23 protein-coding genes are annotated in these 22,470 nt (G+C 35.2%); 3 read left to right on the top strand and 20 right to left on the bottom strand.

Annotation, left to right across the window (positions count from 1 at the left end; translation table 11 throughout):
* Positions 1 to 20 precede the first annotated feature (20 nt).
* Positions 21 to 875, bottom strand: a complete 855-nt coding sequence (locus tag MRBLBA3_RS16315; RefSeq protein ID WP_000181454.1) for a pentapeptide repeat-containing protein — start codon at positions 873 to 875, stop codon at positions 21 to 23.
* A gap of 195 nt (positions 876 to 1,070) precedes the next feature.
* Between MRBLBA3_RS16315 and MRBLBA3_RS16310 the strand changes: the two genes are divergently transcribed.
* Positions 1,071 to 1,244: a DUF1272 domain-containing protein gene (locus MRBLBA3_RS16310; RefSeq protein WP_001162783.1), complete on the top strand. Its 174-nt coding sequence runs from the start codon at positions 1,071 to 1,073 to the stop codon at positions 1,242 to 1,244.
* 70 nt (positions 1,245 to 1,314) lie between these two features.
* On the opposite strand, the gene MRBLBA3_RS16305 is transcribed toward MRBLBA3_RS16310, so the two are convergent.
* The 12 genes from MRBLBA3_RS16305 to MRBLBA3_RS16250 form a co-directional block, all read right to left on the bottom strand.
* Positions 1,315 to 2,376 carry a lactonase family protein gene (locus MRBLBA3_RS16305; protein ID WP_363382410.1) on the bottom strand — a complete coding sequence of 354 codons (1,062 nt, stop codon included), beginning with the start codon at positions 2,374 to 2,376 and terminating at the stop codon, positions 1,315 to 1,317.
* A gap of 137 nt (positions 2,377 to 2,513) precedes the next feature.
* Positions 2,514 to 4,055, bottom strand: coding sequence for a gluconokinase (gene gntK / locus MRBLBA3_RS16300; protein ID WP_033658511.1), 1,542 nt, complete (start codon positions 4,053 to 4,055; stop codon positions 2,514 to 2,516).
* 157 nt (positions 4,056 to 4,212) lie between these two features.
* Complete coding sequence (gene fsa, locus MRBLBA3_RS16295; protein ID WP_000667685.1) at positions 4,213 to 4,881, bottom strand: fructose-6-phosphate aldolase; 669 nt, start codon at positions 4,879 to 4,881, stop codon at positions 4,213 to 4,215.
* Between the two features lie 51 nt (positions 4,882 to 4,932).
* Positions 4,933 to 5,826 carry a phosphogluconate dehydrogenase (NAD(+)-dependent, decarboxylating) gene (gene gnd, locus MRBLBA3_RS16290; protein WP_001263668.1) on the bottom strand — a complete coding sequence of 298 codons (894 nt, stop codon included), beginning with the start codon at positions 5,824 to 5,826 and terminating at the stop codon, positions 4,933 to 4,935.
* A gap of 95 nt (positions 5,827 to 5,921) precedes the next feature.
* Entirely contained in the window at positions 5,922 to 7,406 is a 1,485-nt protein-coding gene (zwf, locus tag MRBLBA3_RS16285) for a glucose-6-phosphate dehydrogenase (protein ID WP_363382276.1), read from the bottom strand.
* Between the two features lie 488 nt (positions 7,407 to 7,894).
* Complete coding sequence (locus MRBLBA3_RS16280; RefSeq protein WP_363382274.1) at positions 7,895 to 8,371, bottom strand: heme-degrading domain-containing protein; 477 nt, start codon at positions 8,369 to 8,371, stop codon at positions 7,895 to 7,897.
* A gap of 305 nt (positions 8,372 to 8,676) precedes the next feature.
* Positions 8,677 to 9,243, bottom strand: a complete 567-nt coding sequence (locus MRBLBA3_RS16275; RefSeq protein ID WP_363382271.1) for an SGNH/GDSL hydrolase family protein — start codon at positions 9,241 to 9,243, stop codon at positions 8,677 to 8,679.
* Between the two features lie 15 nt (positions 9,244 to 9,258).
* Positions 9,259 to 10,083, bottom strand: a complete 825-nt coding sequence (locus MRBLBA3_RS16270) for a hypothetical protein (RefSeq protein WP_363382268.1) — start codon at positions 10,081 to 10,083, stop codon at positions 9,259 to 9,261.
* A gap of 29 nt (positions 10,084 to 10,112) precedes the next feature.
* Entirely contained in the window at positions 10,113 to 10,670 is a 558-nt protein-coding gene (locus MRBLBA3_RS16265) for a DUF7010 family protein (RefSeq protein WP_363382266.1), read from the bottom strand.
* 27 nt (positions 10,671 to 10,697) lie between these two features.
* Positions 10,698 to 11,546, bottom strand: a complete 849-nt coding sequence (locus tag MRBLBA3_RS16260) for an aminoglycoside phosphotransferase family protein (protein ID WP_363382263.1) — start codon at positions 11,544 to 11,546, stop codon at positions 10,698 to 10,700.
* A 110-nt stretch (positions 11,547 to 11,656) separates the two neighbouring features.
* Positions 11,657 to 12,151 (bottom strand): NUDIX hydrolase, encoded by a 495-nt coding sequence (locus tag MRBLBA3_RS16255; RefSeq protein WP_000256578.1) that lies wholly within the window; start codon positions 12,149 to 12,151, stop codon positions 11,657 to 11,659.
* A 5-nt stretch (positions 12,152 to 12,156) separates the two neighbouring features.
* On the bottom strand, positions 12,157 to 12,906 hold the full coding sequence (locus tag MRBLBA3_RS16250; RefSeq protein ID WP_363382260.1) for a Nif3-like dinuclear metal center hexameric protein: 750 nt from the start codon (positions 12,904 to 12,906) through the stop codon (positions 12,157 to 12,159).
* Between the two features lie 84 nt (positions 12,907 to 12,990).
* On the opposite strand from MRBLBA3_RS16250, the gene MRBLBA3_RS16245 reads away from it, so the two are divergent.
* Positions 12,991 to 13,200, top strand: coding sequence for a hypothetical protein (locus MRBLBA3_RS16245; RefSeq protein WP_000801638.1), 210 nt, complete (start codon positions 12,991 to 12,993; stop codon positions 13,198 to 13,200).
* Positions 13,201 to 13,235: 35 nt separating this feature from the next.
* Here MRBLBA3_RS16245 and MRBLBA3_RS16240 read toward each other — a convergent pair whose 3' ends face one another.
* From MRBLBA3_RS16240 to MRBLBA3_RS16220, 5 genes are all read right to left on the bottom strand, one after another.
* A complete protein-coding gene (locus tag MRBLBA3_RS16240) occupies positions 13,236 to 14,135 on the bottom strand; it encodes a PhzF family phenazine biosynthesis isomerase (protein WP_000849354.1) in 900 nt (299 codons plus the stop codon).
* A gap of 99 nt (positions 14,136 to 14,234) precedes the next feature.
* Complete coding sequence (locus MRBLBA3_RS16235) at positions 14,235 to 14,939, bottom strand: SDR family NAD(P)-dependent oxidoreductase (RefSeq protein WP_329764997.1); 705 nt, start codon at positions 14,937 to 14,939, stop codon at positions 14,235 to 14,237.
* Positions 14,936 to 15,499 (bottom strand): GNAT family N-acetyltransferase, encoded by a 564-nt coding sequence (locus MRBLBA3_RS16230; RefSeq protein ID WP_363382255.1) that lies wholly within the window; start codon positions 15,497 to 15,499, stop codon positions 14,936 to 14,938. Before MRBLBA3_RS16230 ends, MRBLBA3_RS16235 begins: the two co-directional genes overlap by 4 nt.
* A 144-nt stretch (positions 15,500 to 15,643) precedes the next feature.
* On the bottom strand, positions 15,644 to 17,146 hold the full coding sequence (locus tag MRBLBA3_RS16225) for a class I adenylate-forming enzyme family protein (protein ID WP_142328196.1): 1,503 nt from the start codon (positions 17,144 to 17,146) through the stop codon (positions 15,644 to 15,646).
* Between the two features lie 133 nt (positions 17,147 to 17,279).
* A complete protein-coding gene (locus tag MRBLBA3_RS16220) occupies positions 17,280 to 17,813 on the bottom strand; it encodes an NAD(P)H-dependent oxidoreductase (RefSeq protein ID WP_141490984.1) in 534 nt (177 codons plus the stop codon).
* Between the two features lie 124 nt (positions 17,814 to 17,937).
* Between MRBLBA3_RS16220 and MRBLBA3_RS16215 the strand changes: the two genes are divergently transcribed.
* Positions 17,938 to 18,261, top strand: coding sequence for a winged helix-turn-helix transcriptional regulator (locus MRBLBA3_RS16215; protein WP_001072960.1), 324 nt, complete (start codon positions 17,938 to 17,940; stop codon positions 18,259 to 18,261).
* Positions 18,262 to 18,517: 256 nt separating this feature from the next.
* On the opposite strand, the gene MRBLBA3_RS16210 is transcribed toward MRBLBA3_RS16215, so the two are convergent.
* Together MRBLBA3_RS16210 and MRBLBA3_RS16205 are read right to left on the bottom strand one after the other, a co-directional pair.
* The gene (locus MRBLBA3_RS16210) at positions 18,518 to 18,793 is read right to left on the bottom strand and encodes an ArsR/SmtB family transcription factor (RefSeq protein ID WP_363382250.1); all 276 of its coding nucleotides are present in this window, start codon (positions 18,791 to 18,793) and stop codon (positions 18,518 to 18,520) included.
* Between the two features lie 261 nt (positions 18,794 to 19,054).
* Complete coding sequence (locus MRBLBA3_RS16205; protein ID WP_363382247.1) at positions 19,055 to 22,405, bottom strand: glycosyltransferase; 3,351 nt, start codon at positions 22,403 to 22,405, stop codon at positions 19,055 to 19,057.
* Between the last annotated feature and the right edge of the window lie 65 nt (positions 22,406 to 22,470).

Below are 22,470 nucleotides of genomic sequence, written 5' to 3'. Positions count from 1 at the left end.
ACTATTTCACTCCATACTCTTTACGCACTCCAATGCGATGGACGGGACAACAATTTCGGCAATTTCGTATGTTTGTCCCCTTTCGCCGCGTTAATTTGAACTTGCGTAAGAAAAATACTATTTGTAAAATCCGTCCCGCGAATATCTGCATCTCGCAAATCTGCTCCGATGAGATCCGCTCCCCTTAAATTTGCATCTCGTAAATTAGCCGCAATAAGATAAGCTCCTCTTAAATTTGCTCCTTGTAAATCCCTCTTTTTAAGGTTAGCTCCCATAAGATCTGCCCCTCGGTGACTGATTCGTTTTTTACGTGCAGCATTCATTTCCTTCCATACTAATTCACTCGTCTCTAAAAGGAGAACATTCACTTCCGCTCGGTGTAATGGCACATTTACTTCCATTAACTCATCTGGACTTAAATTAGAAAGACGCTCAGTCTCTTCAATTGCTTCCTTCAGCTCTTTATGAATTGTCTGTGTCGCCTTTAATAGAATAGCCTCATTCAAATACCACAGCATTTCATGAAGCTGATGCATAACCGGAAAAGCATCATACATTTCTCTCGCATGCTCGGCATCTGTCCGCCAATCAATTCCTTTAAACGTAACTTGAGAAATCTTTTGCCCAGCACCGAAACATTCAAATACTGTACAACCTTTATAGCCTTTTCCTCTAAGATCTCTATGTATACTACATTTATAATCTGATTGTAAATTTGTGCAAGGTTTACCACCATCTTTATTCACCGCGAAATCTACTGATGCTGCAAACGGTAATGCCACACAACATAATCCAAAACATTTTTCACAATCCGCTTTTAAACTATTGTAATTTACATCCTCTTCTACACGAAAATAGTCGTTATGATTAGTCAAAATATATACCCCCTGTTGTCTTTTGACTATTTCATAATATTCCAACTGCACTAAATAATCAATTTTAAAACAAATGGACCTATTTCATTTCAAACAACAACATAATCCATCTATTTCTTTTCATTTAAAAAGGACACCCACTACAATATTAATTATAATTAAATTAAGAACTTTCAAATAACGAGGAGGATTACAATGGCATTAGAAATGAAAACAAACTGTCAAATTTGCGACCATTCCCTTCAGCCTGATTCTGAAGCATACATATGCGTGTATGAATGTACATTTTGTGCACCATGTACAGAGGAAAGACAAAACGTTTGCCCGAATTGTGGCGGCGAACTAGTACGTAGGCCGAAGAAGAAATAGAAAAAAGCAAAGCGATATCGCTTTGCTTTTTTCTGTTTTTGGGGTATATAGAAATTCTACTAATCACAAATTAAACGTTTAAAAACTTCACACAAACAGGCTCTGGTACAACAACATCAGATTGTAACAGTGTTAACTTCCCTGTCGTTTCATTTCTTGAAAATAGTACAAGATTATGTGACTTTTCATTTGTAGCAATAAGAAATTTTCCAGTAGGATCTAACACAAAGTCCCTCGGCCAATTTCCTTCTGTAGATGTATGTTCCACAAATGTAAGCTGACCTGAATTTTGATCCACACTGAAAACAGCAATACTATTATGACCACGATTCGCTACATATACAAAACGGCCATCAGAAGAAATATGAATAGCACTTCCTTGACTATTTCCATCAAACTCTTCTGGAACAGTAGAAATATACTGCAACTCTGTAAAAGACCCTTCTTCCGGATGATATGTTAACACAATGACTTCCGAACTAAGTTCAGTCATCACATAAGCGTACTTTCCGTCCGGGTGAAAAGTAATATGCCTTGGACCGCTTCCTGGGTTCACAGACAAGCTATTCACTTCTTTTAATGTACTATCTTTTATTCCATACGTAATTATTTTATCAATCCCTAAATCAACACCCACTACATATTTTTCATCAGGGGTATACCCTGCGTAGTGTGCATGCGGTTTTTCTTGTCTTTCTTTATTTGGACCTGAACCTTCATGTGTAACAATAGATTTGGCAGCATTTACAGTTCCAGTTTCTTCATTTACTACAAAAGACTCAATCGTTCCTTTATGGTAATTTGCTGTAACTACCGTATGGTTTCCACTATCCACACTAATATGACAAGGCGAAGCCCCTTCTACTACTTGTCTGTTTTTCGCCTGTAACTCTCCAGTATGACTATTAATCGAATAAGCAGCTACACCACCAGATTCGCCTTCCTTAACAACAGAATAGAGATATTGATTATTTTTGCTAATCGTTACATATGTAGGGTTATCCAGCTTAGCCGCAAGTGTTACATTACTAACTTTTTGTGCTTCCGTATGTAAAGTAAAAGTATATATCCCCTTACTATTTTCTTTCGTGTAAGTTCCAACATATCCAATAAGCTCTTTGTTTTCCGTCATTTTCATAACCCTCTCCCTATAGTTTTTGTTCATCATACTTCTTTTTAAGCAACCTAAAACTATTTTTCATTGAAAGAATATCCTAAAAAATCGGAGTACCTCTTTATACGTTACCATATTTTTCTGCCAAATAGCCTCTAAACCCACTTTTTCTGAAAAGCTGCTATACTTTCATATTCTTCTTCCAAGTGACGGGCCAAACGAATATAGATCGGTGTTAAATCTTTATATTTCTCCACACTTTCCATGTTTGGCTCATGATAAAAATTGGCACCTACCATATTAGAAACTACATGTAATGTATCTACTTCACCTAAGCTATATAAACCGAGGATTGCCGCTCCTAGGCAAGAACTTTCGAAACTTTCAGGAACGTATACGTCTTGATGAAAAATATCCGCCATCATCTGTCTCCAAAGTTCTGACCTTGCAAAACCACCTGTCGCTTGAATTTTTTTCGGTTCGCCAATTAGTTCTTTTAACGCAAGAAGAACTGTATACAAGTTATAAATGATTCCCTCTAAAACAGCACGTATAAGATGCTCTTTCTTATGATGTAGCCCAAGCCCAAAGAAAGATCCCCGCGCATTCGCATTCCATAAAGGAGCTCTTTCGCCTGCTAAATATGGATGAAATAATAAACCGTCAGATCCAGGATTCACTTTTGCCGCTATTTCCGTAAGCACTTCATATGGATCTTTTCCTAAACGCTTCCCATGCTCAACTTCTAACGTACATAATTGGTCGCGAACCCACCTAAAAATCATACCACCGTTATTAACCGGTCCACCAATTACCCAAAGGTCCTCAGTTAACGCATAACAAAAAGTCCTACCTTTCGGATCCGTTACAGGATGATTTGTGACAACTCGCACTGCACCGCTCGTACCAATTGTAATAGCAACTACTCCAGGTTCTATTGCATTTACACCTAAATTCGATAGTACCCCATCACTCGCACCGATTATAAAAGGAGTAGTAACAAGTACATTCATCTCTCTTGCAAGTTCTTCATTTATCCCTATTAAACTGTGCGTCGTTGGAACAACTGTAGATAGCTTTTCATCGGTAATTCCTGCAACACGAAGAGCTGCCTCATCCCATTTTAAAGATTTCAAATTGAACATTCCTGTTGCTGATGCAATAGAATAATCAATTACATATTCCTTAAATAACTTATAGAAAACATACTCTTTAATAGAGATGAATTTATAGCTTTTTGCAAACAACTCATCATGTTCATTCTTAAGCCAAACTAATTTCGAAAGTGGTGACATAGGATGGATTGGTGTTCCAGTACGAAGGTAAATTTCATGACCATTCATATCATTCTTTATTTTTTCTGCCCAGCTTGCGCTTCTATTATCTGCCCAAGTGATACATCTCGTTAACGGCTTCCCTGCTTCGTCTACAGCAATGACACTATGCATTGCCGAACTAAAAGAAACACAAAGAATATCAACTGGCTGCACATTACTTGATTGTATAGTTTCTTTAATCGTATGTATGACCGCTTGAAAAATCTCTTCTGGATCTTGTTCTGCTGTTTCTGGTGCGGGAGAATATAAAGGATATTCAATCCCATGACTTGCAATAATTGATCCATCAATCGAAAACAAAACTGATTTTGTACTAGTTGTCCCAATATCTACACCAATCATATATTTCGAGCTCACTATGTAACCCCTTTCAAATTATTCCTATAACAAAAGAGCACCATGATGTATACAAAAAAGACGCTCCCTTATGAGAGCTACGTTTTAATAAACTTCTCTCTCATAAGGAGGTCCTTTTCATAACTATAGTGCTATTTTGAAAAGTGAAATCTTCATTTCATTATAACTTAGGCGCCTTCGCCCAATCCGCAGCAAACTTTTCTATGCCTTGATCTGTTAGTGGATGCATAGCAAGTTGTTCAATGACTTTATAAGGAATTGTTGCAATGTGAGCACCTGCCATCGCTACACGAGTGACATGGTCTGGGTGTCTGACAGAAGCCGCAATAATTTGTGTATCTAATTGATGAACATCGAATAATTCAGCAATTTTAGCAACTAATAATACGCCATCTTCAGAAATATCATCTAAGCGTCCTAAAAATGGAGAGACGTACGTTGCACCTGCTCGAGCAGCTAAAAGTGCTTGGTTCACAGTGAAAATAAGTGTAACATTCGTTTTCACACCTTTTTCAGTAAGGTAGCGGCAAGCTTCTAATCCTGCTAGTGTCATCGGAAGTTTTATCGTGATGTTTTTATCACCACCGTTAATTTTAATTAGTTCTTCTGCTTGGGAGATCATTTCTTCAGCTGCAACAACATCTGGAGTTACTTCTGCCGAAACAGATTCAACGTTAGGTACTGCCTGACAAATTTCTGCAATACGGTCTTCAAACTTAATGCCCTCTTTCGCTACTAAAGAAGGATTCGTTGTAACGCCAGCTAAAACCCCTAGTTTATATGCCTTTTTTATGTCCTCAAGATTTGCAGTATCAATAAAAAACTTCATGATTCATTCCCTCCATTTTTTTAACGCTAACGAGTTATAATTTTAAAATGTTTATTTCTTTTCTACTGCATGTCCGCCAAATTCATTGCGCAGAGCTGCTACAACTTTTCCTGTAAACGTATCATTGTCTAATGAGCGGTAGCGCATTAATAAAGACATCGCGATAACAGGAGTTGCTGTTTGAAGGTCTAATGCTGTTTCTACTGTCCATTTCCCTTCACCAGAAGAATGCATAACGCCCTTAATTTCATCCAGTTTTGCATCTTTAGAAAATGCATTTTCAGTCAATTCCATTAACCATGAACGAATGACTGAACCGTTGTTCCATACTCTTGATACTTTTTCATAATCGTAGTCAAATTCACTCTTCTCTAAAACCTCAAATCCTTCACCAATAGCAGCCATCATTCCGTATTCAATTCCGTTGTGAATCATTTTTAAAAAGTGACCACTACCAGCTTTTCCAGCATATAAGTATCCATTTTCTACAGCTGTATCTCGGAAAATAGGTTCAACGATGTCCCAAGCTTCTTGGTCTCCTCCGATCATGTAACAAGCACCATTACGAGCACCTTCCATTCCGCCAGAAGTTCCTGCATCCATAAAGTGAATGCCATCTTTCTTTAATTGCTCATATCGGCGAATAGACTCTTTATAATGTGAATTACCGGCTTCAATTAAAATATCTCCTTTTGATAATAGAGGTGTAATCTCATTAATAACAGAATCAACAACAGCGTGCGGAACCATAACCCATAGAATTCTTGGTGATTCTAATGATTGAACAAGTTCGTTTAAACTAGACGTACCTGTAGCCCCATACGCTTTCATTTCTTCCACTGCACTCGTATTTAAATCGAATGCAGCTACTTCATGTTTATGATCAATTAAATTCTTCCCTAAATTTAATCCCATTTTACCTAAACCAATTAATCCTACTCTCATAATATAATTCCTCCTTGAATTACCTTTCATCATAAATACATGTTAATAAAATGATGAATATCTTTTGTCATATTGCTTTACTTATAAGAATGTACTTATTTTTTCAATCCCTCATCTAACCACCATTTAAATTCACTTTCTTGTAATAGAGCATGAGCAGCATCCGGACCATACGAGCCAGACTCATATTCATGAAGAGGTAACAAGTTTTCTTCGAACGCTTCAAGTATTGGCTGCACCCATTCCCATGACAATTCAACTTCTCTCCAGTGTGCAAAGAATGTTGAATCTCCACATACAGCATCATAAATGAGTCTTTCATAAGCTTCCGGTACTCCCACTCCTGTTTGTTCACAAGTAAAATGAATACGGATCGGTTCAAGCTCTCCATTGTTCAATGGATTTTTACTATTTAATTGGAGTGAAACATTTTCATTTGGGCTAATTTCAATGATTAACAAATTAGGTTCTGCATTTGGGTTACTATCTTGATATTGCTGTTTTAATGTATTTTTAAACTCAATTACAATACGAGTAGACTTTTCTTTCATTCTTTTTCCTGTTCGTATATAAAAAGGAACATCAGTCCAAAATGGGTTATCAATCCATAGGCGAGCCGCGACAAATGTGTCTGTTTGAGAAGAAGGATTTACTCCCGGCTCCTCTTTATACGCTACAACTTGTTGTCCTTTTACCTCCCCTGAAGCATATTGCCCGCGAATGATATGGTTCTGAACATCTTCTTTTGTCACTTTACGAAGAGTCTCCATTACTTTTCGCTTTTCCTCACGAATTTCACATGCATTTATCTTTTCCGGCAAATTCATAGCAGTCATCATTAATATTTGCAACATATGATTTTGAACCATATCGCGAATGGCTCCTGCATGATCATAATATGCTGCCCTTTCTTCTACCCCAACCGTTTCACTAGCTGTTATTTGTACATTCGCTATATGTTCTTTATTCCAAATCGATTGAAGAACAGGATTTGCAAATTCTAGCGCTTCAATGTTTTGAATCATCGGTTTACCTAAATAATGATCAATACGGTATATTTCGTCTTCTTCAAACGTTCGACTAAGCCTATCATTCAGCTCTCGAGCAGATGTAAGATCATGACCAAACGGTTTCTCAATCATTAGGCGCTTCCATCCATCCGTTTTATCCAGTCCACTTTCTTTAATATTTAAAGCAATGGTCTCAAAGAAGTCAGGAGTAACTGAAAGGTAGAACATTCTATTCCCTTGTATATTTTGTTCTTCTTCCCTTTCACGAACTACTTGTAATAACCTTTTATAGTCTTCTGGCTTATTCACATCTAACGGACAATAACGAAAATACTCTAAAAAATCTTCTATTTTCGGAGTGCCTTCTTCTCTGCGACGAGAAAAAGTTTCTATGGATTCTTTTACTCTTTTTTGAAAATCTAAATGAGATACTTCACGTCTTCCAAGCCCGATAACGGATATTGGCTTTGGAAGCTTTTGATCTCTATATAAGTTATATAGCGCGGGGTAAATTTTTCTTTTCGCTAAATCCCCTGTCGCTCCAAATAAAACAAAGGTCATCGATTCCAATTTCAGTCCTCCTCGTGATGTATAGTCATTGCCACCTTAGTAAAAATGCATTGTACAGAAGCTACTATTATTGTTGATCCAATCTTACTTCTTAACTTCTAATTTTTTATAGTTGTCGCTTTCTAATTGTCCCCAATATTAATAGTGGCAATTCAAAGCATTTTCCCCACATCCTACTTACTTAGTTGAACTTACATAAAATAACTTAATTATTAAAAGTAATTAAGTTATTTTATATCTATCATATTAACTACATAGATTATTATCGTCAAGAAAAGTGTCTTGAATTGAAGATTTTTTATTTCGTAATATTTTTAAATGGTTGTTTACTAGGAAAACGTAGCCCCTTAGAATCCACGCTACATTCTCTTTGTACTTTTAGGGATATCATCTCCATGTCCATTTCCTTAAATAAATAATAAAAAGGCAAAAACGAACAGGAATATGTTCATTTTTGCCTTTTTATTTAACCTTTTAAATTACTTCTATTATTGATTTAAATGATTTTTAACTGCTCTTATAACCAATTCATGATCTACTTCTGGTGGTAATCCTGAGACTGTTATCATCCCAATAACCCCTACGTTTTTTATTTGAATAGGAAAGCATCCACCAAACGCAGCATATTCCGAGCCATCTAAACGGTATTTTTCATGATATGGAACTCCGCTTATTTCACTTTCTATCTGCATATAATACGAGCTATGATTATGCAGGGAAACGACCCGTTTTTTACGCTCAATCCATTTCGTATTTTCCTCAGTTGTCCCTGTCATCTTGAAATGAAATAATTGCACACCATTTTTTGCTATATCAACAGCAATCAATTTCCCCTCTCGCTTTGCTGTTTCAACGATAAATAAACCTAATTGCAAGGCATCTTCATTTGTAAAGGAGGAAAATTGAAGTGTTTCCTCCTCTATTAATATTTGTTTACTTATTTCACTCAAATTTAAAGTACTCATATCTTTAACCTCCCTAATTGTCTTATACCACATTGGCACTTTTTAGAATTACCAGACTCTATAGTACCGTAACGCTTGTTTGCTTCTTAATGGTGCTATTATGAATTATATTTAACACGTTAAAAATGTATGTACTTTAAAGTGCTATAGGTATTAAACATTTAGTACAGGAATTGTCTACTTCCTTGATTAATTAAAATATATTAAGGTGTTTGCATTTTTGCAGTGCTACAATGCCCTTGCGAAAAGATACTATATTTTACTTATGTGAATACAAAAAAAGCAAAGCGCCCACGCTTTGCTTCCTACAAAATCCCTTTTAACTTTTCACAAATTAACTTCGCTAAATATTCATAACCTTGTGGTCCGAAGTGTAAACCGTCTTTTTCATCATCTTCTACAAATCTCTTATAATCCTTTTCTTGAATCATTTCAGCGTACAAATTTAGAAAATGACTTCCTGTTTCTTTCGCCACTTCCTCAACCATATTTGCATATTGACCGAGTACTTCATTCGTTCTATTATGTTGCCTTGCTTCATCAACTGGTGCAGGACTAATAAGTAATACTTTTTCTGATGAAATCGCACTTACAATTTTCTCTAAATTTTCTTTGTAAGATTGTAATGGCACTGGATCAAATAACACCGAATCATTCGTACCAAGAAAAACTGTTACAAAGTCTGGTTTATGTGATAATACATCACCTTCAATCCTATGTAACGCATCGAACGTATTATCACCTGGAACACCCGCATTAACCACTTTCCAATTTGGAAACAGCTCTTGCAAACGTGGCGTTAACCTCGGCGTTCCACAAAAAAACGTTTCTTCAGCTGTAATACTATCACCAAAGCATACTAACGTTTTCATTACTCTACACTCCTTTTACGTATGAAACAACTTTCCTTCTACCGCTTTCACATATCTTTCCGCAGAACGTTCAACTGCCTCATTTGCATTTTCTTTTACTACTCGGTGAAAGGCGTTATATAGACGATTAAATTGTAACGGTTTCACTCGATTCGCCATTTCTTCCACTTTCCTTGCTGGTAGTGGAATTAAGTTCGGATAGCTGTACATGAAACTCACCCACCGCTCATCCGCTACAACTTGAATAATATCACCTGTTAATAAAATACCTTTCCCATCATTACCTTCTTCCCAATGTAATACAGAACCGCCACTAAAATGCCCTCCGAGACGATGTATAGTAATCCCATCCGCTAATTGTAAAGACTCACCAGACCAATAAATAATACGACTACTTGGACGCATCACCCACTCTTTATCGTCTTCATGTATATAAATTGGTACATCGAATGTCTCTGCCCATTCTACTTGGGTTGAATAATAATGCGGATGAGATAGTGCAATCGCATCTAATCCGCCCCACTCTTTTATCTTCTCAATTGTCGTGTCATCTAAATAAGTAATACAATCCCATAACAAACGATATGACTCTGTTTTTACTACAAATGCCGTTTGACCGATCGCAAATCCTGGTTTTGTCGTAATACTATACAGTCCATTTTCTTCTTCTATAATTTCATTTTTATACGTATCACTCGTTCTCAAGTTTTCTAAAATTGTCCATGACTGCCCTTTCGGATTAACATATTGTCTCTCCTCATCACAAATAACACAACTTACCGGTTCTTCCACACTCGCTGCATACTGCACGCCACACGTTGTACAAACGAAATTATTCATAGTTATTCCCCTATCCCTTTAATTTTTTATTAAGCTGATATTTGTTGATCATTTTCTGCTTTTTTATTTTCAAGTGATATGCTTATAAGAGTAATAAAGTAGACAACTGTAACTGCCATCGGAATTACAATAAATCCTTTTTCCGCAAAAAGAATCCCACATACTGACGTTACTAATACAGTTCCTACTGATAAAAAACCATAACTTTTACTTTCATAAATCCATACATATGGTAAAAAATGAACACCTATTAACATCGCTACTACAAAAGGTAACCACTCTGAAAATTGAAAATATGCAAGTAATACAAACGGAATATTCAATACATTTATCCCACCAATTACTCCAGCTAAAATCCCTAGCGGGTTTCCTTTCGCAAACATGTCAATTTTTAATATAGCAGCTATCATTAAACCGAAAGGAAACACACAGCCCATACCAATTAAATATACCCACACAACTTGCTTTTCTGAAAGAAGAACACCAGTTACGCTCGCTACAATCCAAAATAAAAGACCAGCTATTATAACAGGAAATCCCTTCTTCGTTTTTTGTGCTAAATCTCTTTTTGCTTCTGAAATGTTCATTTCACTATCTCCCCAAAATTATTTGTGCTAAAAAGCTAGCTCAATTTCACCTATCCAATAACGCCAAGCTACTAAGTAATCTTCTAAATCTTTTGGGTGGTGTCTTATACAGGTATCTATACGTAAATATAAACCTATGACTATTTCCTCATATAAATCTCGTTCGTTTTTATGAAATACACATTGTTTCATCACATAATCAATCGTTTCTTTTGTTACATCTTCTGGAGTTGAACAGAACGCGTAAATTAAATCATATATAGGATCTCCTAGCACTGGTAATGGATCAATTACTCCATACAGCTCATTCTCTTGGAATATAAAATTATGAAACCCGAAATCACCATGTAATAAAAATGGCTGATTTATTCCAGTCCCTCTATTTGGACTATTCGCTAGTTTAAGAACAATTCTATGCTCTTCCTCACTTATGTAACGTCTTACATTTTCATAAGCTTCCATCACATTTGCCGTTAAAAATTCATTCCAAGATTGAACCAGACTTTCTTTCCACCCCCAGCCATCTGCACCTGGAACAAATTTATACTTATTGATAACTTCTTTTACAAGTGTAATAAGCGTACTTCGTTTATATCCTTGTTCGCACGAAGTACTACCTTCAAGGAAAGAATACACGAAATATGTATGTAAAGGTTCTTTATACAAAAGCTTTGAAAACAACGCATTCCCCTCATAAAAAGAAAGAAAATTAGCTTCTTCACGTATTACTTCCGATCCATTTGACTTCACAACATATTTTCCATCCAACAAATATACAGTACTTGTCGTTCCTCCGCTCAAAACTTTCATGCTATTTGGATAATGTGAAATAACCTTCTCATTAACTAGTTGTTCAGCGATTACTGAAATGTCCATTCACTCACCCTCGTATCTGAAGATTCCCTCAATTCAAAAGACAGCTTCACTATTATTTGACAATCGCAAGAGAATCCCTTCTAACATCTTAATATTGCAGAAATTAATTTTTATTTTATTAAAACGGCTTCCTTCAAGATTTCATCATATAATTCATTCCATTTATAATGATGCGCTGCACTCTCTTCTACTCTAACAAACATCCTTTTATCGGATTCATACTCACCGTCAAACTTATGCACTTCATTAATCTCCATCCGGTAGAACGGCTGATACCCTACTTTTGGATACGGACTATTTTTATTCCAATTTGGATTATCACTATGGTCAACGATAATATATCCAAATAAAGTACATTTTCCTTTTACATAACCTTCTTCCCACGCTTCTCTTTTAAAACATTCTTCTGGTAGTTCCCCTTCTTCTATATGCCCACCAGGAAAGTCCCAACCACGCTGCTCATGGTCTATTAGTAAAATCTTATTATTATTATGAAAACAAAAACCGTGAACACTCGTAATTCTTTCGTATTCTGGCAATATACAATCTTTTTTCCACGTTAACTTCACTTTTGATTCCCCATAATTTGCATATATAGTTACCATTTCCCTCACTCCAAATGATCTTCATTTAATCTAGTAATTTCTATTGAATTATCTCTTTCTTTTATCTTACGAGCCAAACTTTCTACACCAAACACTTCTGTAAATGTGTGACTACCTACAATTAAGTTAATGCCTTTAAATTTCGCATGTTGCACCGTATATAATGTTTTTTCTCCTGTTATGTACGTATCACAACCTTTTTCTAGTGCACGCTCAATAAGATTTGTATTGTTCCCTGCACCTGTTAAAATCGCAATCCGCTTTACTGGTTTATCATGATTTTTCCAACTCTTCACTTTCTCTTCCATTCTCTCTTCAAGTTTTCCAACTAAGTTTGAAAAGGGAATCGCTTCTTTATATTCTCCTATTCCCGGTAGCTCTTCTTCCTCATACGTGGAGTACTCCAGTATTGTATGTATCTCAATTTCATTAAACAACGACGTACACGTGCCAAACTTTATGAAATCTAATGGCAAATGAATCCAAAAATGATTCATTTCATATTCTTTTAATTTCTCAATACAAGCCTCTTCCATACCGAATAAAAAACTCCACGGCGCATGATGTGTAACTATCATATCGACACCATTTCTATATGCTTCTTCAATTGTCTCTAGCGTCAAATTTGTCGTGTAACCTATTTTGTGAAATTCCTCTTTACTAATGTGAGTGAAGCCATACTCATCATCACCGTATTTATTAAGGTGTTCTTCAAAAAGTGATGTAATATGTTCTTTAAACTGTGCTATATTCATTTTCATTTCTCCTTTCATTTACTTTTATATTTCAAAAATAAGGAAATACTATTTAACGACGTTACATACATATAGGAGGACAATATGAAACCTGAATTTTTAAAAGCTATACATGAAGCGATTGGAAATGTTGAGCATATTCATATAGAAGAAAGTGGTGCAGATAGTTTACTCATTCATCATGATGATGCACAGCAATTAAAACAAGTTGCTGAAACGTTAGAACACAACAATTTCCGCTCTACAATTCGAACAACTGGGGATGCTTCGTATATTGAAGTGTTGAACAGATAAAGAGAAGTCCCAGCTATGTGCTGGGCTTTATTCTTTTATATTGAAATTTCCAACTCTTTCACATATACCGCTGTTCCCGCAATATCTATTTGCAACTTCTCATTTTCTACATCTTTCGTTACATAAACCGTTACACGACCATCTTTATTTATTTCCTGTCCTTGCTCAACGATTAACTCCAGTTCATGGTCAAAATCTTTCTCCAAATACGTCGCATAATACGCTCCCATTACACCTGATGCTGTTCCTGTCACAGGATCTTCAATCGTTCCAGCATAAGCTGATGAGAAATGACGCCCATGCATTTGCACCTGTTCATCATAAGTTTCTAAACAAACTGGATGGATAGAAGCGTTAGGTATTTCTTTTAATACCGATGGAAACGCCTCATTTTTAGGTTTCATTCTTTCACATGCATCTAGATTTTTAATCGGTACAATTACAGTCCAGTTCCCGGTACTTCCATATACAATCGGTACACTTGCATCTAAATCCGTTACTTCTAAACCGATACTATGAGCTAATTCTTCTTTTGAACCTGTAAAACCTTTAAACTGAGGTACTGCCTGCCTCATTTTAATAAAGGTTTCTCCATTTTCATGTGCACCTATTTGTATTGGTAAAATACCTGCCTTCGTTTCAATCGTAAGGTTTGTTTTTTCTTCTAATAAACCTCTTTCACGCAAGGCATATATAGTGCCAACTGTCCCATGACCACATAAATCCATTTCAAACCCTGGTGTAAAATAGCGCATTCTTATATCTGCTACTTCTGAAGAAAGAACAAAAGATGTTTCGTTAAATCCAACTTTTTCAGCAACACGCTGCATGTCCTCTTCCGTTAATCCATCCGCCTCTAATACAATACCTGCTGGATTGCCCATATTTGGTTTATTCGTAAATGCGTCGTAATGAAATACGTTTATAGTCTTCATTTCTTTATCCCCTAATCTTCTTCTAATTTTCCAATTGTTAATACATACAGCAAACCATTTCATACTCTTCACTAAAATCCAGTAAGATCGTACCGTACTTTACCACTTCAATTCCCCTACACCCGGCTCAATAAACTTCCCTGACACATCCTCATTTGAATCTATTACCCAATCATATATATTTTGTGCTCCTTCAGCAGGAGTCATATTCGCATCAAAAGCACCAATGTCAGTCTTTAACTTCCCAGGGTGAATTGCGGTTACACCAATTCCTTCATTCTCAAACTCCTGTTGTAAGCAGAGCGTTAACATATTCTGTGCAGCTTTTGCGATCCGATATGAATATGAGAACTGCCCTTGTGGAAATTCTTTTCCGGCCATTTTATGTAATGAACCTAAACGAGAGGATACATTTATTATTCTTGGTTGATTCGACTTAGTTAAAGCCACATATGTACCTTTTACAGCTCGAATAATTCCTAAGCAATGAACATTAAATAGTTCCATTAACTCTTCTGAATTTGTACGTAAAATCTCGGTTTCCTTCCCAGTAATTCCAGCGTTATTTATAACTAAATCAATATACTCTGTATATTCCTCCAGCTGGTTCTTAATTTGCTCAGTGCTCTCATCAGTCGATAAATCTGCTAATATAGGAAAACATCTAGAACTAAACATTTTCTTCAATTTCATTACCGAAACCTCAGTTCTAACTAACGGATAAACAACATGTCCATTTTCATGAAATACTTTTACTAACTCTAGCCCTAATCCACGATTTCCACCTGTAATAAGTACCCTCATATATCCATCTCCTTATTTTTATAATAAATAAGAAAATCTGCCCACTTACCATTCCCCATAGAAAATGCCTCTCTTATACATTCAAATGAAAAACCAGCTCTTTCTGCAAGACGAATAGATGGCTCATTATCGATATGTATATGTAATTCAATTCTATGAAATTGAAGGCTATTAAAAAATAACGGCAGCGCAGCTATTACACTTTCTACTCCGTATCCATTTTTCCAATATTGATTATGAATAGAGTAGCCCATCATTGCCCATTGATAGTCCATACGTAAAATTTTTATAAGTTCTAGCTTTCCAATATTGGCGCCATCTTCTTTCTGAAAAATACCTAAAACGTACATTTCATCCCGTCTTGCCGCCTCATCAAATCCTCTTATCCATTCCGTGAACCATTCTTTTGTTGAAGACGACATGTCATGATAGCCATCATCGTATTTATATTGAGATGGTAACCTCTTATTGAATCCATCTAACCAACTTTCATAATCCTCTTTTTGAAATGGACGGATAATAAGCCTCTCTGTCTCTACTTGTAATAGTGGCAGCTTCATTTATATCTCTTCCTTTAATTGTTAATTGAATATTCTTTATTATCTTACACAAAATACAAATTCTAGTAAATTATTATGTTTTTTTTAAACAAAAATCCAGTTATGCTTTATACATAACTGGATTCTTTATTATTTAATAACCTTTTATTTTACAAGAAAAACATCCCTTAATTCCCTCTTCAACACTTTCCCTAAAGCGTTTTTCGGTAATTCGTCCATAAATACAACTTCTGGTATTTTATAGCTTGCTAGTTTTTCTTTACAATGCTGAATAATCTCTTCTTCTGTTAAAGACGTTTGAATGTCCTTTACAAGGTAAGCTGTTGGAACCTCCCCCCAAAAGTCATTTGGAATCCCAACTACTGCAACTTCTAAAACGCCATTTATTTCATGAATTACATCTTCTACTTGATCTGGATATACGTTGTCACCACCGCGTACGATAACGTCTTTATATCTTCCCATAATATGTAGAAATCCATCATCATCTATCATACCGGCATCACCCATGTTAAACCAATTATCTTTTACTACCTTCTTTGTTGCCTTTTCATTATTCCAATATCCTTTAAACATGTACGGGCTTTTCACATGAATCTCTCCAACTTCATTTGTTGTTAGCTCATCACCTGTTTCTGGATGAACAATTTTCAGCTCTACATGTTTCAAAGTTTTCCCTACAGAAGACATTTTTTCTTTTCCCATATTTGGATGCCAAGAAGTTACTACCCAACCTTCTGTACTCCCATAACCTTGCACCATATAAATGCCTTTTTCCATATATTTTTGAATGAGTGTTTCTGGCACTTTTGTACCACCACTTTGTGCTACTTTAAAGGCCGAAATGTTGCGCTCTTTTTTATCTAATTCATCAAGCATGTAACTATAAACAGCTGGGAACGCAAGCATCGTAGTAATTTTCTCTTCTTCAATCTTATCCCAAATAAGAGTAGGATTCGAATCAGCTAAAAAGACCATCGTAACGCCATGATAAATACAATTTAAAATAGAAAGCACGCCACTCATATGAAACAATGGGTGCACTGATAAAAAACGTTCACCTGCTGGAATTTCTCTTTGCCCCGCAATTTCAGTAAAATAATGGTGTAAGTTTTTATGACCAATTACACATGCTTTTGCCTGTCCAGTCGTTCCTGAAGTAAATAAGTAAATGGCATCATCATCTTCATGAACTTCCACATTCGGCTCTGTTGTTGGCTGTTCCTTTAATTTTAATTCAAATGAGCCAAATCCTTCTTTTGTCGTCTCAATTACATAAGGAATTTCTTTAACTGCATCAATCTTTAATACAACTTCACTAAATTCATCATCAATAACTAATACTTTTAATCTCGCTTCTTTTACAATCGATTCTAATTCATAAGCAGTAAGCTGATGATTAAGCGGAATAAATACCGCTCCAATTTTTAAGCTTGCCATCATAACGCTTGGAAACGGATGATTATTTTTGCATAGAATTCCTATACGATCCCCTCTTTTCACACCGGTATGTAACAAATAATGTGCAAGCTGATTTACTCGTTCATTATACTGCTGAAACGAATACCTTTTCTCTCCACCGATAAGCGCTTCCAAATTTGGTGACTGCATTGCTCTTTTTTGTAATAATTGTCGCATCGTTCTCAAGTAAAACTCCCCTTTATATATGTTAGGTTTTTTATTTTACCAGATTAACTATTAATTTACTAAAGATTACACTTAGTGAATATAAAATCAATAAAAACAGCCATCTACTTAACAAGTAAATGGCTATTTCCTCTTATATATTAGTATACTGCTTATTCATCACATATCGTACATACTCAGGTGCACTTTTATTAATCTCTTCATCACTTAGTTTATATTCTGCACCATATAAATAAAATGAAGGTATAAATTTCATGTCTGTATATAAGCAAGTAGCTTGGAATGGTTTCGTCAACTCATCCATCATAATTCCGCTATTTTCATAGTCTTTTTCTAATCCACCTATAGAAATAGCTACACCAAATTCTTTCCCCTTCACTTTATCTCCTTTTGATCCGTAGGCAAATCCATATGTTAATACATCATCGAACCATTTTTTTAATAATGGTGGTGAGCTATACCAGTAGAGCGGAAATTGAAATATATATCGGTCGTGCTCTACTAACAGTTTTTGTTCTTCTTCAATATTAAACTCCCAATTTGGTGCCACTTTATATAATTCATGCACCGTTATTTCATCCGAATATTTCTCAAGTTCTTCTACCCATCTTTTATTAATTCGAGATTTTTCAATATCAGGATGTGCTACAATTACAAGTGTTCTCATCATTCCCCAGCCCCTTTTTAAATTATTCAATCCTTTACGTATTAGTATGAGTGAGTCACATATAATTGAAAAGTACGTACTTTAAAGTGCTATAGGAACCTTAAAGTACCTTTGGAGGTGTTATATGAATCAAAATGATGACTGCCCAATTGCAACGACACTCGATGTAATCGGCGGAAAATGGAAAGTTCATATTTTATGTGTTTTGGCGGATGGAAAAATGCGAACAAATGAAATCCGACGAGAAATCCCAAATATTACACAAAAAGTTCTCACACAACAACTTCGGCAACTTGAGGCTGATGGGATTATCCATCGTACTGTATATCAAGAAGTACCACCAAAGGTTGAGTACACAATAAGCGAACATGGAAAATCTTTAATGCAAATTATGGATGAATTATTTGAATGGGGAAAAGACCATCAGATCAAAAGATTAAATGACTAAAAGAACCCTATCAACTTTGTTACATCTTCTATGTCAAGAGTTCTTCTGAAATTTTATAATAGGGGTATGTCACATCACTATTAATCTAGCAAAAAATACCCCTAGAATGAAAAAAAGCTTATTTCTCAAAGGAATGAACTGTAGTAAAAGAAAATTACATATTCTTATACATATAGCTCTTATGTAAAATTCTAAAAAGTTATGGGAACGGAATTACTTTCGTATCCTCTTCTTAATTTTGTAGTCTAGTCAGCATTTAGAACAAACTTAATAATATCGCTTTTGTACGATCGTCCGTTACTTCATAAAAAATTTCTAATCCTTTTCGAGTACCTGTAACCATTTTAGCAGCTCTTAGTTTGGATAAATGTTGACTAATTGTACTTTGAGGCATTTGTAATGTTTCATACATTGTTGTTACATTAGTAGGGCCTTTTGTAAGCATTATTTCTACTAAGGATAAACGGACAGGATGCGCCAATACCTTTAATACTTCAGTAATCTCTTCCAACATTTCTTTTTTTTCTTTCATATTTCTTTCTCCCCTTTTATATAAACATTAATGATATCCATATATATAATTCGGACGGATATATGATTTTGTGTCCGTCATTTTAAAAAAATATTTAAAAACCTCTTCAGTCCGAAACTAAAGGGATTTCTTCATATAACGTCTCACTATGAGTAGTCAATAATGAATAGACATTTCGTTATAGGAGATTTTGGTTTTTCGTCTTCTCTAGACTCAACTAACTAAAGTCAATGACAAAAAGAGAGCAGATTATCTGCTCTCTTATGATGCCTCTTTATTTTCAGGGGAATGCTCAACACTTCCCATTCTCTTGAGTTTATTCCATCCTACCGCTACCCCTCGAATGGATGAAAATATAGATTTAATTACAACATAAGTCATAAATTGACGATAAATAAAGCGTTGTAAAATTAACCATACTAGTGGTTTAGGGTTCTCTTTCTCTAATTTAAATGCAAACAGAGAAGCGAGAAGATCCATTAAAAAAAATACAAAATAAAATCCTAAAACTTTTAGCGGATTGCTACCAAATAGCCCCATAATCATTAATATATCTGCTAAAGGAGCAATAAATTGCAGAACATATTGGAATAACCACATGTTAGGTAATGCAATAAAACCTAATGTTTTATGTTTTGCATTAAACAATGCTTTTCGATGTTTCCAAAGACACTGGAGTGTACCATATGACCAACGATATCGCTGTTTAATAAGACTTTTCACATCTTCAGGTGACTCCGTATAAGCATACGCTTTTTCTTCATATACGATTCTATGCCCTTCACGTAAAAATGTAATAGTAAGATCCGTATCTTCTGCCAATGTATCTTCGCTTAAATATCCAGATTCGACTACATTCTTTTTACGCCATGCTCCAATAGCTCCAGGAACTACCGTAATACAATTTAATTCATCAAAAGCTCTGCGTTCTAAATTAAATCCTGTAATATACTCAACATGTTGCCAAGTAGTCAATAAATTCCGACTATTCCCAACTTTAACATTCCCTGAAACTGCCGCTACATTATGATCTTCAAAATGTCTAATCATTAGAGAAATAGCGTCTTGCGCAATAATAGTATCCGCATCTAAAGTGACAATGATTTCTCCTCGCGATTGTTGAAACCCTAAGTTCATTGCCGATGATTTCCCGCCGTTTTCTTTCTGAATTAAACGAACTTTGGGGTGTTTATAGAATGTTTCTTGCATTACTTTTGACGTACCATCTGTCGATCCGTCATCCACAACAATAACTTCAAAATCTCTATAATTACTATCCAAAATTGAGCGAATCGTCTTAGCTATAACCTTCTCTTCATTATATGCTGCTATTACAACACTAACAAAAGGTTGGTAAGACGAATTAGCAAATAAACGGGATTTTGTTTTCTTTTTTTGCTTGAATGAAAAATAAATTAAAAATAGGAATCGGAAAATACCTAATCCAATAGCAATATAAAAAATAGTTGTTAATATATGCTTAGAATATCCTGCTCCTGAAAAAACAGCTTTATTGTAAAGTAAATATTGCTTATCCTCAGAAGAAACGGGAGGCATAACTTCATCTCGTTCTTTATTCATTAAATCTGCAATTGTTACAAATCTATATCCATTCTTTTTAAGGTCTTTAATAATCATTGGCAGCGCCTCTACCGTATGGGTACGATTCCCTCCTGCATCATGGAGAAGAATAACATTTCCCTCCCCCTTATAAATGGGATTAAGAGTACGCTTTACTAATTCATTTGTTGATGGAGTCGCCCAATCCTCAGGATCAACTTCTTCTGCCACCATTGTATAGTTCATATTTTGCGCACGCAAAATAGGCAGTATTTCATTTGATGAATCCGGGTTAGCATCTGCTTCATACGGTGGCCTAAATAAAACCGTAGAATGTCCAGTTATTTCCTGGATTAGGCGCTGAGTTGTATTAAGTTCTACTTTTGTACGTAGTAAAGATGTATCAGCGACGTTAGGATGCTTGAAGGTATGATTGCCAATTTCATGCCCTTCATCGTATATTCTTTTAACAATACTAGGATTTAGTTGCGCATTTTCACCGAGTACAAAAAAGGCAGCTTTTATTTTATACTCTTTTAATATATCTAGAATTTCCGGTGTGTATTTCGGATCTGGTCCATCATCAAATGTTAATGCTACTTGTTTGCCTTTTGGCTTTCCATATCGTTGCACTTCATATGCAGATGGCAGTGATTGATACACTTCATCTGTAAAATAACCATTTTTGTCTACTTTAAAATCTCTCAATCCATTGTGTCTCTCATTCTCAACCTGCAAAATTTCGCCTTGTCCAGAATAATTTACTTCATCTAAACTAGCGATTTTATGTAATGCATCAGGATTTTTTTGTACCTCAATAGGATTCTTTAATACTTTCCATATAGTAGGATCTTCTGCCCCTAGTCTCCATAACGCAAATCCCTTTGCATTGTTGTTCATTGCGATTTTTACTTGATTATAAAGAGTAACACCATCTAAGAACCAAGCAGTATGTTCTGTCTCTCCTGTTTTATATCGAAAATAAGGGTTTCCACTAATGTTATCCCATTGAATTTTTATATTTGAATCCTGAGCCATTTTCATAACTTCTGAGAAAGTTACAGACTTCGCAGATTCTTTGCTATTTACTTCCCAATCATATCCATAGTTACCGAAAGCGACTATAAGTTTCTCAGACGGAATGTCTAGTTCATTGAGCGTATGTTCAAACCATTTATTTGAAGCAATTGGTCCTGGTACCCCTGCTCCATAGTGCTCGTCATACATCATTACAATCATACGATCTATTACTTTGGCTAACGTACCATAATCAAAAGCCTTATCATTAGCAGGGACATCTTGTGTAACAAGCAAATGATGTTTATGAAAGACCGTAGTAAGTTCTTTCATGAAATTTGTTAAGTTTTCTCTATCGCTTTCAGGTATTGCCTCAAAGTCAATATTAATACCTGAAAATTGATTCTTTTCAACTTGCTTTACTAAATTGTTAATAAACGTTGTCTTTACATGATCTGGAGAATTCAGTAACTTATGAATAAGTTCACTATCAGGACCAGAAGCTTCCTCTGTATAGTTAGTAAGTAAAGGCGTAATTTTCACATGATTTTCTTTGGCCAACTTCACAATCTCAGGTTTTATCTCACTACTAATTGTTAAGTCTGCTTTTAAGTGATACCATTCTGGTACTAACGTGGTTAAGGAATCGATATTTTCTTTTAAAGAAGCAGTACTATTTTCATCCCAGTTTACATAAAAACCATAAACTTCTTTAGATTGTTTACCATCGCTCGTTGAATTCACCATATTTTCATCGTTTTTCATTTCGGTATTAGGTTTAAATTCTTCTTTCTTTAACTGCTCTTCGCTGAGTTTTTGATTAATAGGTACAAGTTTAGTATCTTGTTTTACAGAAGGATTCATATTTGGAATTTCTGGTGCCGAAAAAATACTTTGAAAGAAAAAATAAAATACAATACTTATACTAACTATTGAGATACATAGAAACCAACTAAAAGCTTTTTTTCTTCTTCCTTTAGGATCATAAAAAACAGGTTTTGATTTATCTTTCTCTTGTTGAATTTTTTTCTCCATTATATTTTTACATACTCCTTTTCTTCTTATTCTAAGTACAAATACAAACTCTAACCCTCTAGGGT

The organism is Bacillus sp. LBA3-1-1.1 (assembly GCF_040676495.1).
GTDB classification, from domain to species: domain Bacteria; phylum Bacillota; class Bacilli; order Bacillales; family Bacillaceae_G; genus Bacillus_A; species Bacillus_A nitratireducens.
This window is presented reverse-complemented; position numbering and strand designations above follow the sequence as displayed.